This window comes from Bradyrhizobium sp. USDA 241 (assembly GCF_049739505.1).
GTDB classification, from domain to species: domain Bacteria; phylum Pseudomonadota; class Alphaproteobacteria; order Rhizobiales; family Xanthobacteraceae; genus Bradyrhizobium; species Bradyrhizobium liaoningense.
The window spans coordinates 3,542,834-3,558,527 of the sequence record NZ_JBMGPZ010000005.1 but is presented as its reverse complement, the minus strand read 5'-3'; the positions used below and the strand labels follow the sequence as shown (position 1 = coordinate 3,558,527).

Below are 15,694 nucleotides of genomic sequence, written 5' to 3'. Positions count from 1 at the left end.
AACGCGCTTGAGGGATGGGTTGGGCGAACGGGGGCGGACGCCCCGCCGGTCAAGGACCGAGCGGCAGCAGCGCGCCGGGCAAGCCGCAGATCAGGTCGGCTTCGGGACATGCCGCGGCAAACGCAAGGCGAATGCGGCTCGTGGTCTCGACGACACGGGCGGCGATTTTCAAGAGCCGAAGACGCAGCGTCGCGAACTCGGCAGCGGCCAATTCCCGGACTTTGGGAATGGCGTCGCGCACGGTCAGCATCAGCCAATAAGCGGCCGTATGGAGCACGAGACGGACCTGGTTGGCGAGCGCCGAACGGCAGCTGGTGCGGTCGGAGGCGAGCTGCGTCTTATGCAGCTTGATCAGATTCTCGGCTTGGCCGCGCGCGCAATACAGGCTGTCGTAGATCCACTCGGCCGAGCCGACATCGAGGCTGGTGACGACGAAACGGATGTCGAGGCCGAGCATCGTCGCCTCAATACGGGCGACGGTGCGCCGTTCGCGATCCCAGGACTTTGCCTTGTGGCGCGTCTCGGTATAGCCACGCAGAACCGGCAGGTTCTCGATGGCGCGTCGGGTGCGGATGTCGTCGGCGACCTCGTCGACTTTTCTGGCGAGAGGCTTGGTGCCGGACAGACCGAAGATGTAGTCGATGCCGTTGGTCTCGCACCACGCCATGGCCTCCGGCCGGGCATAGTGCCCGTCGCCACGGAACGTAATTCGCGTGTTGTGCCACCGCGTGCGGATATGCCGTACCAGGCGGCGCAGAAGGGCACGCACCTCGACGCCGCCCGGCGTCTTGCCGGGCCTCAGCACGACCGCCACGGGACGGCTCTTCTCCGTGTCGTAGACGTGGATCGGCAGGAAGCAGCGTTCGTCATAATGAGCGTTGAACAGCGAGAGCTGCTGATGGCCGTGGACGACATCGCAGGTATCATCGATGTCGAGCGTGACGGATGCCGGCTCGCGCGGGTAGCTATCCATCCATGCGTCGACCAAAATGTAGGTCAGTCGGATCACGTCGCGCAGGCGCGGAGCATTCTCCAGCCGCGACAGCGTCGGTTGGGAACACAGATCGCGGCCCGTGTCCGGCAGCCGTCCGCAGGCCAGCTTGAATGCGGGATCGGACCGCAGATGATCGAGGTCGTCGGCGTCCTCGTAGCCGCAGCAGATCGCGAACATGCGCGCGCGGAACATATCGACAAGGCTGTGCACGACCCGCGTCGGATCGCGCCGATCCGGGAACACCCGGGCCAGATTGTCGGCCAAGCCGAGACGCCGCTCGGCCATCGCCAGAAGCATCACGCCCCCGTTCGAGGTCAGGCGACCGCCATCGAAGGCAGCTGTGACTTTCTTGGCGTGAACGGCTGGAAACGAGAAGGGCGGAATCGTATCGTCGGTCATGGCGGGCGTGGCGTTCGCGGTTGAAGGTGATGGGGTGGCTTCGCAACCGAATCCTACGCCGCATCAGCGCTTTACACCACGCTCGCCAGCCCTCAGGCGCACTCTTACGAATAAGACGGGTTAGCGTGCTGGCGGTGATCCAGTTGTTGGTCGGCCCGCTTTCGCCCTTCATCACGACGTGGCAGCGCGCGACGAATTTGTCGGGGATGTCGGTCGGGTGGTCGTACACAGTCCACATCGGCAACATGCCTTGCGCTACGGCTTCCTGCTGAATCGTCATCACGTAGATGATCGGGTCGTCATTCTGGTGCTGTTCGGACAAGGCTGTTGCGCTCCTCCTCCAGAACCTAGTCGTTGAGCACGCGCTGCTGGTCGATGAACCCGTGGAGCGCAATCGTCATCAGCCGCATGACCATGATGTGGCGCGCCATCGTGATGATGTTCGCCAGCAGCACGAAGCTGACGAACAGCATCAGCACGATGAACCACATGGTCACGGTCTCGCTCATCAGTGCTTCCCCGCGATGAACACGATCTCGTCCGGTGAGCAGAACCGCAGCATGCGGATGTTGACACCGTTCTCGGTCGCGATCTCGCGTGCGTGCTCGACCATCATTTCGGCGATATGGCGCTTCGCCGTCATCAGCGGCGTGTTCTGCGGGCCGCCCACAACAATTCCGTCGTTGCCCTTGCCGTCGTTCGAAATGAAGACGTACAGCTCGTTGATCGGCCCCTCGTCGGGCTTCATGCGGACGACGTTGCTCACGCGACCAGCTCCACGATGCCGTTGAGCAGCTTCAGCACGAGCGGGCGCAGCAGCGCCGGGATTTGCATGAACACCTGCGCCAGCTTGTAGACCTCGGCGTCGATGATCGCCGCGCTTTCGGTCTTGTCCCAGCCCAGCAGCTGGTGCGGCGTGGTGTCGAGCGCCTTGCTGAACTGGATCAGCCGGGAGCCGGACATGCGGTTGGTGCCCTTCTCGTACTTCTGTATCTGCTGGAAGGAGAGGCCGAACTGAGTAGCCAGTTGTTCCTGGCTCATGTCCTTCGCGAGCCGCGCCAGTCGCAGACGCGTACCAAATTCCCGTTCAGTGTCGGCGTTCACTTTTGTCGGGCCCAGCTTTGCCGCCCGCTTTTTCTTCGTCACGGTCCCCGTCCTCCTGTTGGTGTCGCGATGTTTGCGACACAATCGCCTTCTCAGTTGTCAACCGGGGCGCGATTGTTAATCAACATTCGAATCCCCCCGGAGTCAACAGGGCGTACAGAGTACGACCGAAATGAGGCGAGCGGTACAGGTCGCATTGTCTACGGATTATCGCATAAGGTGCGAAGTAGCGCCGGTCGGAGAACTTCTTCCGCAGAACTCGCGGACACGCAAAAAGATTTTGCTGCATCGCTAAAATCAACTGTCCATTTCGGACAGGATCGGCGCGATCTCCTTGAAGCCCCTTGCCAGGATCAGTGTGAATATGTCCCGGTGTGGCACCTGCGCCGCGCGATGTGGCTCAAGATAATATCTGCCCTTGATCCGCTGCAGCAGGCCCTGCTCCCGCAACACTTTGAGCCGTCGCATAACGGACGTGCGCGGCATGCGGAGGCGGACAGCGATCTCGCTGGCGTTCATCGGACGACCTTCGGCGTGACCCAGCAGCGCAGCAACAGCGACCAACGCGCGGTTGGCATCGGTCTCGCCCGGCTCCTGATCCAGCGGCACCGTGGTGGCGTGAAACGCCAAGCAAAGGTCGATGAACATTTCCGCCAGCGCACGGCGCGCCTGCGACAGTCTTAGCGGGATCGGCATCTCACGCTCTTGCACAGCGCGGAGGTAGTTGTTCTGCGCGGGCGATCCAGTGACAATGTTGCGAGCGGCTGTTGCGCTGGCACGAACTGCATAGTGGAGCAGGGCGCAGCTATGCCCAGTGTTGTGCGTACAGCGGGGTCGAGATGCAATTCGCATTAAAGGAAGACAGCAAACGCCGCGCGATTGCTGTTTAAGCAGGCGGCATCACGTTGGATGGCTAGGACGCGGCTTCATCGCAGCGTTTCGCAATTGTATGGACGCGATCCATACAATCCTGAAAAGAAAGACCCCGCCGTGGCGGGGTCTGGCTGGTGAGCGATTGTTGACGCTTAGGCGGCCTCGACCAATTGCGGCGCTGACGACAGGCCGAGTATTTCGCGCAGAGCGGCATCGAGGTCGTCGAGTGCCTTGACGCGAGGGTCAACGATCTGGCGCTCGATGATCTTGACCGGCACGAGATAGTGCCTGCGGGTGACCGGGGCGGCGTTCTTGTCCGGCGCCTTGTGCGTCATCACCTTGCCGATCTCGGCGTCGCTGTACCCCAACTGCTCAAGGATGCAGGCCCCGGTGCGGCGCAGATCGTGCGGCGACAAGCCTTCGGGCAGGCCGAGATACTGGTTGATCCCGATCTGGCTGCGCTCCTTGTCGCGGCATCCGCGACGGCGTGTCATGATTTGGAGTGAACACTGCGCCATGTAGCGCTTGTTGGTGGTGGCGGCCTTCCTGGACTTCCGGCCGCCGCGCGCTTTCGGGAATGCATACTCCCGCATCGGGTCGCCAATGGAAAAGACCTGACCGAGTATCTCGCGCGCCAGACTGTTGAGCGGCTGCACGAGGTCGCGCGCCTTGGGCGAGCGACGCCCCTTGGTGACGGCGAGCGGGATCGTCACCGTGTCGGGCCCGATCCCTGCGCGCGGGATCGCGCAGCATTCCCCGGTGCGCAGCAGTGTCACCAGCGACAGCTTCAGCGCCAGCTTGGTGAGCGGCGAGCCGGGGCAGTTCGGGTCGTCGAGACCGAACCAGAATTTGCGCAGCTGGTCGGCGGTGAGGACGAGACCATCCTCGATGTCGCCGACTTCGGTCGCGCGGTCGTCACCCCTCAGCGTCGGGACCGGGTTGACAGTCACGAAGGCGCGGTCGGGATGCTTGCCCCATGTGAACATGGTGCCAAGCTGTTGCAGGACGTTGTTGGCTTGGGCCGGGTGCTTCTCCGTGACGTAGCTGCGGTACAGCTCCATGATCTCTTGGCTGGTGATCTCGCTGGCGACCCGGTCGCCCCACCATGCCAGCGGGCGGCTCAGCGCCGAGCGGATGCCGTCGTGGCTCTCCTTGCGGGGCACGGTGCCCCAGCGGCGCAGCACCGGCTCCTCGCAATAGGCCATGTAGGCGTCGTGCATCTGCCGGAAGGTGCGGCCGGTGGCGCGGGACAGGACGAGGTCGCGGGCGCGCTCAGCGGTGATGCTCTTCCCGCTCGCGACCAGCCCGGCGAGGGCGGTGGCTTCAGCGCGGGCGCGTGCAATCGTCCACACCGGATGTTCGCCGATCAGGTGCCACTCGCGCACCGGCTTGCCGGTCTCGGGATGCAGCCGTTTCTTGTTCAGGTACTGGTAGTAGAAGCTGAACACCCCGTTGGGGGTGGTGCGCAGCACGAACCCCTTCTGGCCCTTCACGGGGCAGTCGCTGATGCTCTGGCGGGTGTCGGAGGCCTTGAGATGGAGGTCGGTGATGTACGGCATTTGCCCCTCAAACTTGATAGGTTGGAGCGTAGCCCCGGCTAACCGACTCGCCGGAAAAGTGGGGCCCACGCGTGAAAACGTGGCCCTGAGTGTTTGCCAAAAACCCTTATTTTGTAAGGGCTTCCAACTTTTCTTTACCGAGCCACAATTCCATCATAGACATGGCTCCCAATGTGGTAGCTGGTATAGAGTCTCCGGGTGGGGGTGGGCACCCCCGGGGGTCGATTTTGGGGATCTGATGGTTTCCGACGCAGCAAACGCCGAGAGGCTGTTGTCGCGCCGCCGTGTGGGGCGGGCCGAGGCGATTCTACTGTCTGTGGCAGCGGTCGCGCTGGCGCTTGGCGTCGCCGCGTGGGTTTCTGATAACGGCGATTCGACCCCGCTGGTCTCCGCTGCGTTGCCGCCGGCCAATGCTCCTTCGTTCGAGGACCGTTTCGCGTCGGCTTCCGGCAGCCCGCCGGCCCGCGAGTTCGGCCTGCGGGCGTTCGAGCGCTCCGCCGTGAATGCGGTCCAGCTCAAGCTGAGAGATGCCAAGGCGATGCTCGCCCAGAGGCTTCAGGGCGACGACTGGCGCTCGATGCTGACCGATGACGAACACTCCGCAGCCGAAGAGGCTAGGCCCTCGCAGCGCGCCGACGCCATCCCGATGCCGCGCTCGCGTCCGGTCCAGGCAGATCTGGCCGCCCAGATCGCCTCCAGCCAGGCCTATGCCGACACCGGTTCCAGGGCCGACAACCGCAATTTCTTCGAAAGATTCACCGACAAGATCAAGCTGGCTTCGTTGACGCCGGATAGCGGGCTGCTGACAAAGGCGCCGGACCTCGCCTCCCTCGGCTACGACTCGCGAACCGCGGTCTACGACATCTCGGCCAAGGCGGTCTATCTGCCGAGCGGGGTGGCGCTGGAGGCCCATTCCGGCCTGGGCGCGCTGATGGACGACCCCGACCACGTCGACCGGCGGATGGTCGGCGCGACGCCGCCGGCGACCTACGACCTCAAGCCGCGCGAAAAGCTGTTCCACGGCGTCCGGGCCCTGCGCATGACGCCGACCGAGGGCACCAGTGCGCTTGGCCGCGTCGGTCTGCTCACGCACAACTACTTGCTCGGGCCGCGCGGCGATTCCAACGGCTGCGTCTCGATCAAGGACTATGACCGTTTCCTGAAGGCCTACGACAATGGCGAGTTCAACCGCCTGGTCGTGGTGCCGAGCCTGCGCGGGACGGCCACCGCTTCGCAGCGCGCGAGCACCAATTCCTGACCTTGCCTGCGACGGCGGGGCTGCCGTTTCCTCTTCGTTAAGCCGTCCTCGCCCAGAAGCAGCCCATGAGTGATCCATCAAGTTCCGAAACCCCGCTGCGCACGACGTTCAAGATCAAGCTGAACGGTGACACGTTGGCGATCGCGACCGTCGGTCAGGCCTATCAATTCCTCACCAACTTCAAGTCGGTCGAGTGGATGGAATTTCGCTCCCTGCACGAGGACGCAGTCGCAGCCCTGGAAGGCGCCGCCGGTAACGCCATGCTGGCGGTGCAGGCGACCAACGCCGTGCGCGCGCTGTTCGTCAGCGCCAAGCTGCTCTGAGAGCTCCGTACGGGCCTTCTCCTCGCAACTTGAACTCCGCTATAGGAACGGGCAAACGGTCCGCGAAGACCGTCGCCACAAAGCCCATATGTTCGAAATCTACTTCCAGGGAGAGTCCACATCATGAAACGCCGTACATTTATCCAGGGGGGCGCGGTCGCCGGCGCGACGACGCTGGTTGCTGCACCTGCGATCGCGCAGAGCGCGCCCGAGATCAAATGGCGCCTGACCTCGAGCTTTCCGAGATCGCTCGACACCATCTACGGCACGGCGCAGACCTTCGCGAAATACGTCGCTGAGGCCACCGACAACAAATTCCAGATCCAGACCTTCTCGGCGGGCGAGCTCGTGCCCGGCCTCCAGGCGCTGGATGCCGTCAGCACCGCATCGGTGGAGATGGCGCAGACGCCGCTCTATTTCTACATCGGCAAGGAGCCGGCGCTGGCCTATGCCACCGGCGCGCCGTTCGGCATGAACCATCGCCATCAGGAGTCGTGGTGGTACTTCGGTGGCGGCGCCGACCTCACCAACGAGGCGCTCAAACCCTTCAAGGCGCACGCCATCCTCTGCGGCAATTCCGGCACCCAGATGGGCGGCTGGTTCCGCAAGGAGATCAAGACCGTCGACGATCTCAAGGGTCTCAAATTCCGCATCGCCGGCATGGGTGGCCACGTGCTGGCAAAGCTCGGGGTCGTCCCGCAGCAGATCGCGGGCGGCGATATCTATCCGGCGCTGGAGAAGGGCACGATCGACGCGGTCGAGTTCGTCGGTCCCTATGACGACGAAAAGCTCGGCTTCTACAAGGTCGCCAAATATTACTACTTCCCCGGCTGGTGGGAAGGCGGCGCCATGCTGCACATGGTCGTCAATGACGAGAAGTGGAATTCGCTGCCGAAGCAATACCAGGCGATCGTCAACCAGGCGGGCGCGGCGGCCGGCGCCTGGATGCTCGAGAAATACGACAGCGTCAACCCGGCCGCGCTGAAGCGGCTGATCGCGAGCGGCACTGAGTTGAAAGCGTTCCCGCAGCCGGTGCTGGAAGCCTGCTACAACGCGACCCAGGACCATCTGAACGAGCTCGCCGCCAAGAGCGACCTGTTCAAGCGGACCAAGGAGAGCCACGACGCGTATATGAAGGAGCTGCTCTTCTACACGCAGATCGCGGAGAACTTCTACGACAACTATCTGCTCAGCAAGATGCGCAACAAGAGCTGACGTGAGGGGAGAGCGGCGCTGCGATTGCGCCGCGCTCCCGTAGGGTGGGCAAAGGCGCACTTTCGCCGTGCCCACCATCACGTACTTCACTTGCAATGGTGGGCACGCTCCGCTTTGCCCACCCTACGAGAATTTTCGTGTGGCGACTTACGCCGCGCCCAGCCCCAGTTTCGCATAAATCCGTCTTGCATACGCGCCGAACGCGTCCGTCGTCTTCAGCGGAAGGTCGCGCGGGAAGGGCAGGTCGATCGGGAAATAGTCGGCCATCTTCGCGGGTCCCGCGGTCAGCACCGCGCAATGCGAGGACAGGAACACCGCTTCCTGGATTGAGTGCGTGACGAAGATGATGGTCTTGCCGCTCTCGCGCCAGATCCGCAGCATCTCCAAATTCATCTGCTCGCGCGTCAGCGCATCCAGTGCGCCGAACGGCTCGTCCATCAGGATCAGTTTCGGATCGTGGATGAAGGCGCGCGCGATCGCCGTGCGCTGCTGCATGCCGCCGGACAGTGTTGCGGATATTTCTGCTCGTAGCCGGCGAGCCCGACGAGGTTGAGCAGGTCGCGCGCCCGCTCGCGCGCGGCCTTCATCGCAGGCTGATGAAGGGCTCCGAGCTCATGCCAGCCATTTGTTCAAATTCGCGGCGACGAAAGCATCGTCGCTGAGGTCGGCGTGCTCGCGGCAGACGCGGTCGATCTCCTCCTTCTGGCCGGGGCTGAGCCCCTCGTTTGGATCGTAAACGGTACGAGAGGCCCACGGAGCCACGGACTTGGTGCGGACGGCCTACGCACCGCGCTTGAAGCGTATAGGCATCCAGAACTGCCGGAGGGCCTCGACGGTTGCTGGAATGTTGCGCCAGGCGTTTTGGATGATGGGCTGCGTTCCCAGCGTGCGCCGGGCCGGGGGTAGCAAGGGTCGACCGGCGTCGTCGATGCAATGGACCAAGATCGGCCGCAGCATAAGGTGTTCGGTTCCATTCGGGGGGAGAAGCCGCGACCAGACGAGAAGCCGAAGCTTCATGACGGCGTAGAAGCCCATGCACCAGGGCTGCGGGTCGACTTCGCCGTCCGGTGATCGCACGAACAGCGGCTCGAAGCTCTCCGGTCTCGTCGACAGCGTCTCGCTGATAGCGTTGTGGCGCATCAGCGTGGCGGCGATTGCCGAGAACTCCTCGGTGTCGTGATTGAAGGCGTCGGGATCTACGCCGAGGAGCGGGCACACCCATTCCTCGGACGCCATCGAGACCGGCCCGGCGACGACCGCGGCCACCGCGCCATCGAGCATGGAGAGCGACGTCGCCCGCGGATGCCGAAGCGTCGGCGACCTGGCGCGCTTGCTGATCCATTGCCCGAGCCGTTCGAACGACATGGCATAGTCCGCCATCGTCGTCTTGCGTGCTTTTCGCGTTCCCCGCCCTTGCTTCGGCTTCGTCATGCCACGGCCCGCTTTTCGGCTTCGCGTGCGGCCTTCCAGTTCCAGGCCAGAAGTTCGTGAAGCTGGTTGGTCTTCGTGGCGCCGCTCACCATGCGATCGAGAACGTCGACGAGATACGCCTCGGGGTCGAGGCCATTCAATTTCGCTGTGTTAAGAAGCGAAGCGAGTATCGCCCAGGTCTCGCCCCCGCCTTCGTCACCACTGAACAACGAGTTCTTTTTTCCGATCGCAATTGGCCTGATCGATCGTTCGACCGTGTTGGTGTCCGGCTCGAGCCGCCCGTCATCCAGGAACGTCGTCAGGCCCTGCCAGCGTTCGAGCATGTAGTCGATCGCCTTGATGAGCGTCGAGCGGCGGGAGATCCCGTCCTTCACCGCGATCAGACGGGCCCTCAACGCCTCCATCAGCGGCTTCGTCTCGGCCTGTCGCGTCGCGCGGCGTTCCCCAGCATCGAGACCGCGGATCCTCTCCTCGATCGCGTAGACGGCCGCAATGCGCTCGATGACCTCCGCGGCGAAGGGTGAGTTCGTCGTCTTGTGCACCCTCACGAAGTTGCGGCGCGCGTGAACGAGACAATACGCCAGCTGGATCTGGCCCGACATCATCGCATCGCCCGCCAGCGAGGCGTAGGCGGCATAGCCGTCGACTTGCAGCACGCCTTCGAAGCCGGCTAACTGCGCCACGATCTCCTTTTTGCCGCGACCACCTGCGAACACGTAGGCGACCGCCGGCGGCGCCGGCCCCTTCCACGCCCGATCGTCCGTCGCGTGCGCCCAGAACTGGCAGATCCTCGTGCGGCCGCGTCCCGGATCGAGCACTGGCATCGGCGTCTCGTCGCAGAACAGCCGCTCGAAGCCGTGCATAGTCTTCAGTTGCAGATCGTAGAGGCCCCTGACCAGCCACGCCGCGCTCCCCATCCAGCGCGCCAGCGTCTGACGGTCGACGACGACACCCTGACCCGCCAGGATCTGCGTCTGGCGATAGAGCGTCGATTGCCAGGCATATTTGGCCGCGGCGATATGCGCGATCAGCGCCGTCGTTGCCATGCCGCCCTCGACGAGCCGCGCCGGTGCCGGGGCCTGGACAATCGGGCCCTCACAGGAGCGGCAGGCGTATTTTGGACGGATCGTGCGGAGCACGCGCAGCCACGCGGGAACCCGATCGAGCGCTTCGCTGCTCTCCTCGCCGATCCGATGCATCTGACCCGTGCAGCACGGGCACAGCGTGGACGCCGGCTCGATCACCCGCTCGACCCGAGGCAGATGCGCCGGCAGCGCGCCGATGTTGCGCTTCGCTTTGCGCCGCTCCGGCCGCGGCGCGTCCGGTTTGTCGTCATTGGCCGGGAGCTGTGAGCCGGCGGTCCGTTCCAGATCAAACGCGATCTGTTCGGCGCAGACGATCGCCGCGCGCTCCGATCGTGCGCCGAAGATCAGGCTCTTCAACGTGGCGATCTCTGCGCGCAGATCATCGTTCTCGCCTTCGAAAGCCAGCACCATCTCGGCAAGAGCCGCAGGGTCAGAGGGGAGATCTTCGGGGCGAAGCGCCATATCGCAGAGCTACACGAACGCACTCGCAATCGCCAGCAAAACAAGACGCTTCAGGCAACCTTCGTCGGCCGCTTCGTCACCTTCGGGACCACACGCGACCACTCCGCAAGACCTTCAATCAGCATCGCCAGTTGCGCCCCCGTCACCGGCATCGTACCCTCGCGAACAGGTGGCCAGGCAAAGCCCCGATTCTCCAGCCACTTCGTCGCTAGAACCATTCCCGAGCCGTCAAAAACCAGTAGCTTCAAACGATCCGATCGCTTCGATCGGAAGACATAAACGTCACCGCTGTAGGGCTTGCCGCCTAATCCCTCCGCTACCAGCGCGACAAGGCCATGAACGCCTTTACGAAAGTCAATCGGCTGCGTCGCGACGAACACACGGACCATTGGACCGAAAGAGATCATCGCGTCGATCTCACCGCCGCCAGCACGCGCTCCAGCGTCGCGGCGTCGACGCCGACGGGCACGCGCACCGTCGCGCCCGCGATCATCACCTCGATCCGCTCGGCCGGATCCGTCAGAACATGCGCCTTATCGATCGCGTTCGGCTGCGCCTCGACGGCGGCCTGGAGCCTGACTTGCACGAACTGCGGCGCTTCGCTCGACGCGAGCCGCGCCTGGCGCCGCCACACACTGAGCAGTCCCCGGTTCACCCCGTTGCGTCGAGCCACCTCGGAAATGCTCGTCTCCGGATCGGCACTCTCGGCCACGATCCGCGCCTTCTCCGCATCGCTCCAACTGCGCCGTCGCCTCTCCCCTGTGATCACCTCGATCCGCTGATAGGAGGCGGCATCATGCCCGTCTTGATGTCTGTCTTGATGCATGGAACGAGCGTCCCTCGCGTTGTCAAATCCACGCGCGAGTCTCGCTCATCCCGTCCACCTAAACGAGGTGGGGTCGTCGTACCGCTATCTTTGGATCGAAGCAGCACAGACCTTTCATCAGGCCCTCGCGCCGCAAGACCTCGTGGCAGCCGGCGATGCAGCCGTGGAAATTGTTGGCGACGTCGAAGAACGCGCTGTTGCAGTCGGTGACGCGGGCATCGAGCGCGAGCAGGTCGGCGGGCACGCTGTCCTTGTTCCGGGCCGCCTTGCAGCGTTCGAACTGCTGGATGGCGCTCGCGGTCCAGACCGACCAGTGGCCGAGCAGGCCGCCCTTGAAATAGGTGCGCGTGGTGACGCCCTTGTCGCGGAGATCGAACGGCAGCATCAGGTCGAGCAGGATGTGGTCGTCATTGCCGGTGTAAAGCGCGACGCGGTCGAGCGCGCCGGCGGCTGCGACGCCGCGCAGAACATCGAGGGTACGGTAGCGGTTGAACGGTGCGATCTTGATCGCAATGACGTTGTCGATCGAGGCGAAGCGCTGCCAGAACCGGCTCGACAGGACAACGCCGCCGACGGCCGGCTGAAGGTAGAAGCCAACCAGCGGAATCTCGGCGGCGACCGCCGTGCAATGCGCGATGATCTCGTCCTCGGAGGCGTTCTTCATCGCGGCGAGGCTGAGCAGGCCGGCGTGATAGCCGATGTCGCGTGCGGTGCGGGCCTCTGTGATCGCCTGGCTGGTCGGGCCGGCAAGGCCTGCGACCATTGCGAGCGGACGCCTGGTCCAGTGTGCTGCGGTCTCTGCGGCGAGCTCGAGCACGGGACGGTAGAGGCCGACGTCGCGGATCGCGAATTGCGTGGTGTGCACACCGACGGCAAGGCCGCCCGAGCCGGCGTCGATGTAATAGCGCGTCAGCGCACGCTGATGCGTCTTGTCGAGCTGTCGCTCGGCGGTGAGCGCGAGCGGATGCGCCGGCAGCACGGTGCCGTCGGCGATCAGCTTGCGGACGTCGCTGTTGATCTGGCTGTGGTGCATGATGTCCTATCCGAATTCGGGGCCGGCGACGGCGAATGGCATTTCCCCGGCCATGGCGGTGGCGGGGCCGAGACGCATCCGCTGGAACGGGCGTTCGATGGTCCAGCCGGACCCCGTCAATCCGTCCAGGAATGCGGCTTGCGACGCGACGGCGTCGAGCAGGAGCGGTCCGTCCTGCGACCGCGCGATCGCGTCGACCAGGGTCAGCGCGGCTGTGGTGTGATCGGCGAACAACGGGCCGATATGGCACGCGGCCCGGCCGTTCCGCACCAGTGCGATGGCGCCGTTCGTGGAGACGATGCGCGAGCCGGGTCGCCGCGCGAAAGCGGAGAGCAGGGCGGTGCGGTCGAGGCCGGTCGCGCGCCGGTCCCGATTGCAAAGCGCGTCAAGTGTTGCGGTTGACGGAGCCTGCCCGGGCGCGGACGTGGATTTCACCAGCTTCAGCCGGCGCAATTGCGAGGTCGGGGTGAAGCCGAGCGGGCCATAGACCCGGGCGCCGTCAGGCGTCGCATCGAGCCAGCAGGTCAGCCCGTCCTTGCGCGCCGCCTCGAGGCAGGCATCGACGAGCTGCGTGGCAAGACCGCGGCGGCGGTGGCTTGCCGTCACCAGCACCATGCTGATCCATGCATTGTTGCCGGAATAGGGCAGCAGGGCCGCAGTTGCGACCAGCCGCGCTCCGTCGTGGATGCCGAGGACGAACCCGTCACGCAAGAAGAAGCACCAGTCCTCGATCGTCTGGTTCCAGTGCGCTTCGGTCGAGAGCACAAGGCCCGCCGCGGCGTCTTCGACGCCGAGCCGGACGATGCGCGGACCGTCAGTAGCGGCCATCGCGCACCTCGTATTTGGTAGGCTTGCCGAGGCTCGGCATGGCGCGAGAGACCCAATCCGCGGTCCAGGCGATCAGTTGCTCGGTGTCAACGACGGGCAGGCCGAACAGTTCGACCGCCCTTGACGTGTCGGTCAGCCAGGCCGTCGGCTCTTCCTTGCCCGTCAGCACCGGCGCGCGGCCGAACCTTGCGCCGAACTTCGCCGCGAGATCGCGCACCGCGAGGATCTCGTGGCCGCTGACGTTGATCGGCGAGGTCGGCGTCGTGCAATGCGCCAGGCAGCGCAGTGCCTGGGAGGACGCATCGCCCTGCCAGATGAAATTGACATGGCCGAGGCTGACGTCGATCGGTGCGCCCGTCAGCACTTTCGTCGCGATATCGTGCAGCACGCCGTAGCGCATGTCGATCGCGTAGTTGAGGCGGAAAAGGCGCCCCGGCGTGCCGAATTTGTGCGAGAAATATTCGAACATGCGCTCGCGGCCGACGCAGGACTGGGCGTATTCGCCGGGCGGGTTCGGCGCCATGTCCTCGCTCGAGCCTTTGCCGTCGACCGGCACGAACGGATAGATGCAGCCGGTCGAAAACGCCACGATGCGCGAGGAGGGGAAGGCCTGCGCGACCAGCGCCGGCACATGCGCGTTCATCGCCCAGGTCAGCGACAGATCGCCCTCGGCGCCGAACTTGCGGCCGGCCATGAAGACGATGTTCGGCGCCTTGGGCAGCGCTGCAATCGCCTTCTCGTCCATCAGGTCGCAGTTGATCGTTTCGATCCCGCGCGCGTGCAGCCAGTCCTTCACGCCGGCGTCGCTGAAGCGGGCGACGCCGATGACGCGGCGATCCGGCGCGGCGGCCTTCGCAAGTCCTGCCAGGGTCGGGCCCATCTTGCCGGCGACGCCGAGGATCATGATGTCGCCCTCGACCTTCTTGAGGTCGTCGATCAGGGCCTGGCTCGGCCGGCACAGGAGATCGTCGAGTGCAGCGATGTCGGGAATGGTCTTCGGCAGCGTCTGGCGGGTGAGCAGCATGGGTACGTCGTCCTTGAGAGCTGGCCCCGCAAATTCGGACAGTAGCTTGAGTGGATTTTCTGCCTGACAGCGGCGAGGATTCTTGCTGCGAATCAGGAGCGAAGATGACGAAGAAGAGCCGCCGGACGCATTCTCCGGCATTCAAGGCGAAGGTTGCTTTGGCTGCGGTCAAAGGCGACAAGACACTGGCGGAGCTGGCGCAACTGTTTGATGTTCATCCGAACCAGATCACGATCTGGAAAAACCAGCTCCTGGAAGGCGCCGCCGGCGTGTTTGGGCATGACAAGACATCGGCCGAGACGCCGGTCGATTTGAAGGCGTTACATGCCAAGATCGGCGAGCTGGCGTTGGAAAACGATTTTTTGTCCGGCGCGCTCACCAAGGCGGGCCTGCTGAGCGCAAAGCGATGATCGACCGCGATCATGATCTTTCTATCGTGCGCCAGGCGAAGGTCCTGAAGCTGGCTCGCAGCACGGTCTACTATGAACCTCGGCCAGTTTCGGCCGAGGACCTTGCCTTGATGCGTCGGCTCGATGAGCTGCATCTCGATTATCCCTTCGCGGGAGCGCGTATGCTGCGATCGTTGCTGCGGCGGGAGGGCGTATACGCCGGTCGCCGCCACATCGCGACGCTGATGAAGCGCATGGGGATCGAGGCGGTCTATCGTCGCCCGAACACGAGCAAGCCGGCTCCGGGTCACAAGATCTACCCGTACCTGTTGCGCGGATTGAAGATCGAGCGGCCCGACCATGCGTGGGCAATGGACATCACCTACATTCCGATGCGGCGTGGCTTCGTCTATCTCGCGGCGGTCGTCGATGTGTTCAGCCGACGGGTCCTGGCCCATCGCGTCTCGATCACAATGGAGGCGGCCTTCTGCGTCGAAGCGGTCCAGGAGGCGTTGGCGAAGCACGGCAGGCCCGAGATTTTCAACACGGATCAGGGCAGCCAGTTCACCAGCCTCGAGTTCACCGATGTGCTGCTGGACGCGAAGATCGCCATCAGCATGGACGGCAAGGGCGCCTGGCGCGACAACGTGTTTGTCGAGCGGCTCTGGCGCACGGTCAAATACGAAGAAGTATATCTCCGCGCCTACGACAGCGTGTCCGAGGCGCGAGCGTCAATTGCCAAGTATCTGGCCTTCTACAATCAGGGACGCCCTCACTCGAGCCTTGACGGGCGCACGCCCGACGAGGCTTACTTCGGCACGCAAGCTATGGTGATGGCCGCATGACCGTCGCCGACGGTTTTGTCGTCGCTCTGGTCGGGCTACGCCCTCC

Annotated in this window: 16 protein-coding genes and 3 pseudogenes; 4 read left to right on the top strand and 15 right to left on the bottom strand. The window is 64.2% G+C overall.

From position 1 onward, the window contains the following. Positions 1–49: 49 nt before the first annotated feature. From ABIF91_RS39110 to ABIF91_RS39085, 6 genes are all read right to left on the bottom strand, one after another. Positions 50–1,393 carry an IS1380-like element ISBdi2 family transposase gene (locus ABIF91_RS39110; RefSeq protein ID WP_424578699.1) on the bottom strand — a complete coding sequence of 448 codons (1,344 nt, stop codon included), beginning with the start codon at positions 1,391–1,393 and terminating at the stop codon, positions 50–52. 347 nt (positions 1,394–1,740) lie between these two features. Continuing rightward, the gene (locus ABIF91_RS39105) at positions 1,741–1,902 is read right to left on the bottom strand and encodes a hypothetical protein (protein WP_424579728.1); all 162 of its coding nucleotides are present in this window, start codon (positions 1,900–1,902) and stop codon (positions 1,741–1,743) included. After that, positions 1,902–2,159: a hypothetical protein gene (locus tag ABIF91_RS39100; RefSeq protein WP_028180805.1), complete on the bottom strand. Its 258-nt coding sequence runs from the start codon at positions 2,157–2,159 to the stop codon at positions 1,902–1,904. Before ABIF91_RS39100 ends, ABIF91_RS39105 begins: the two co-directional genes overlap by 1 nt. Then, a complete protein-coding gene (locus tag ABIF91_RS39095; protein WP_050995243.1) occupies positions 2,156–2,539 on the bottom strand; it encodes a helix-turn-helix domain-containing protein in 384 nt (127 codons plus the stop codon). The genes ABIF91_RS39100 and ABIF91_RS39095 overlap by 4 nt, the downstream gene beginning before the upstream one ends. Before the next feature lie 255 nt (positions 2,540–2,794). Then, positions 2,795–3,193 (bottom strand): helix-turn-helix domain-containing protein, encoded by a 399-nt coding sequence (locus ABIF91_RS39090; RefSeq protein ID WP_035696243.1) that lies wholly within the window; start codon positions 3,191–3,193, stop codon positions 2,795–2,797. A 329-nt stretch (positions 3,194–3,522) separates the two neighbouring features. Next, positions 3,523–4,929, bottom strand: coding sequence for a tyrosine-type recombinase/integrase (locus ABIF91_RS39085; RefSeq protein ID WP_028180807.1), 1,407 nt, complete (start codon positions 4,927–4,929; stop codon positions 3,523–3,525). Positions 4,930–5,167: 238 nt separating this feature from the next. Between ABIF91_RS39085 and ABIF91_RS39080 the strand changes: the two genes are divergently transcribed. The 3 genes from ABIF91_RS39080 to ABIF91_RS39070 all read left to right on the top strand — a co-directional run bounded on the left by ABIF91_RS39080 (position 5,168) and on the right by ABIF91_RS39070 (position 7,725). Then, positions 5,168–6,187: a DUF2778 domain-containing protein gene (locus tag ABIF91_RS39080; RefSeq protein WP_028180808.1), complete on the top strand. Its 1,020-nt coding sequence runs from the start codon at positions 5,168–5,170 to the stop codon at positions 6,185–6,187. Between the two features lie 65 nt (positions 6,188–6,252). After that, on the top strand, positions 6,253–6,510 hold the full coding sequence (locus ABIF91_RS39075; RefSeq protein WP_024338019.1) for a hypothetical protein: 258 nt from the start codon (positions 6,253–6,255) through the stop codon (positions 6,508–6,510). Positions 6,511–6,633: 123 nt separating this feature from the next. After that, positions 6,634–7,725, top strand: a complete 1,092-nt coding sequence (locus ABIF91_RS39070; protein WP_028180809.1) for a TRAP transporter substrate-binding protein — start codon at positions 6,634–6,636, stop codon at positions 7,723–7,725. 147 nt (positions 7,726–7,872) lie between these two features. Here ABIF91_RS39070 and ABIF91_RS39065 read toward each other — a convergent pair. From ABIF91_RS39065 to ABIF91_RS39025, 9 genes and pseudogenes are all read right to left on the bottom strand, one after another. Further along, positions 7,873–8,312, bottom strand: a pseudogene (locus ABIF91_RS39065) (ABC transporter ATP-binding protein); the annotation flags it as partial. 25 nt (positions 8,313–8,337) lie between these two features. Next, positions 8,338–8,457, bottom strand: a pseudogene (locus tag ABIF91_RS39060) (dihydrodipicolinate synthase family protein); the annotation flags it as partial. 48 nt (positions 8,458–8,505) lie between these two features. Further along, positions 8,506–9,156, bottom strand: a complete 651-nt coding sequence (locus ABIF91_RS39055; RefSeq protein ID WP_063712394.1) for a UPF0149 family protein — start codon at positions 9,154–9,156, stop codon at positions 8,506–8,508. After that, complete coding sequence (gene tnpC / locus ABIF91_RS39050; RefSeq protein WP_035681142.1) at positions 9,153–10,703, bottom strand: IS66 family transposase; 1,551 nt, start codon at positions 10,701–10,703, stop codon at positions 9,153–9,155. Before tnpC ends, ABIF91_RS39055 begins: the two co-directional genes overlap by 4 nt. A gap of 50 nt (positions 10,704–10,753) precedes the next feature. Continuing rightward, on the bottom strand, positions 10,754–11,110 hold the full coding sequence (gene tnpB, locus ABIF91_RS39045; protein WP_424579727.1) for an IS66 family insertion sequence element accessory protein TnpB: 357 nt from the start codon (positions 11,108–11,110) through the stop codon (positions 10,754–10,756). After that, positions 11,107–11,529 (bottom strand): IS66-like element accessory protein TnpA, encoded by a 423-nt coding sequence (gene tnpA / locus ABIF91_RS39040; protein WP_424578819.1) that lies wholly within the window; start codon positions 11,527–11,529, stop codon positions 11,107–11,109. Before tnpA ends, tnpB begins: the two co-directional genes overlap by 4 nt. Positions 11,530–11,620: 91 nt before the next feature. Continuing rightward, positions 11,621–12,562, bottom strand: a pseudogene (locus ABIF91_RS39035) (dihydrodipicolinate synthase family protein); the annotation flags it as partial. 6 nt (positions 12,563–12,568) lie between these two features. Further along, positions 12,569–13,390, bottom strand: a complete 822-nt coding sequence (locus ABIF91_RS39030; protein ID WP_424579726.1) for a GNAT family N-acetyltransferase — start codon at positions 13,388–13,390, stop codon at positions 12,569–12,571. Beyond that, entirely contained in the window at positions 13,377–14,414 is a 1,038-nt protein-coding gene (locus ABIF91_RS39025; protein WP_028180812.1) for an NAD-dependent epimerase/dehydratase family protein, read from the bottom strand. Before ABIF91_RS39025 ends, ABIF91_RS39030 begins: the two co-directional genes overlap by 14 nt. Positions 14,415–14,518: 104 nt before the next feature. On the opposite strand from ABIF91_RS39025, the gene ABIF91_RS39020 reads away from it, so the two are divergent. Then, a protein-coding gene (locus ABIF91_RS39020; protein ID WP_129557670.1) for an IS3-like element ISRj2 family transposase occupies positions 14,519–15,648 on the top strand; the annotation gives its coding sequence in 2 pieces (ribosomal slippage) (positions 14,519–14,771 and positions 14,771–15,648; 1,131 coding nt in all). The last annotated feature ends 46 nt before the right edge of the window (positions 15,649–15,694 follow it).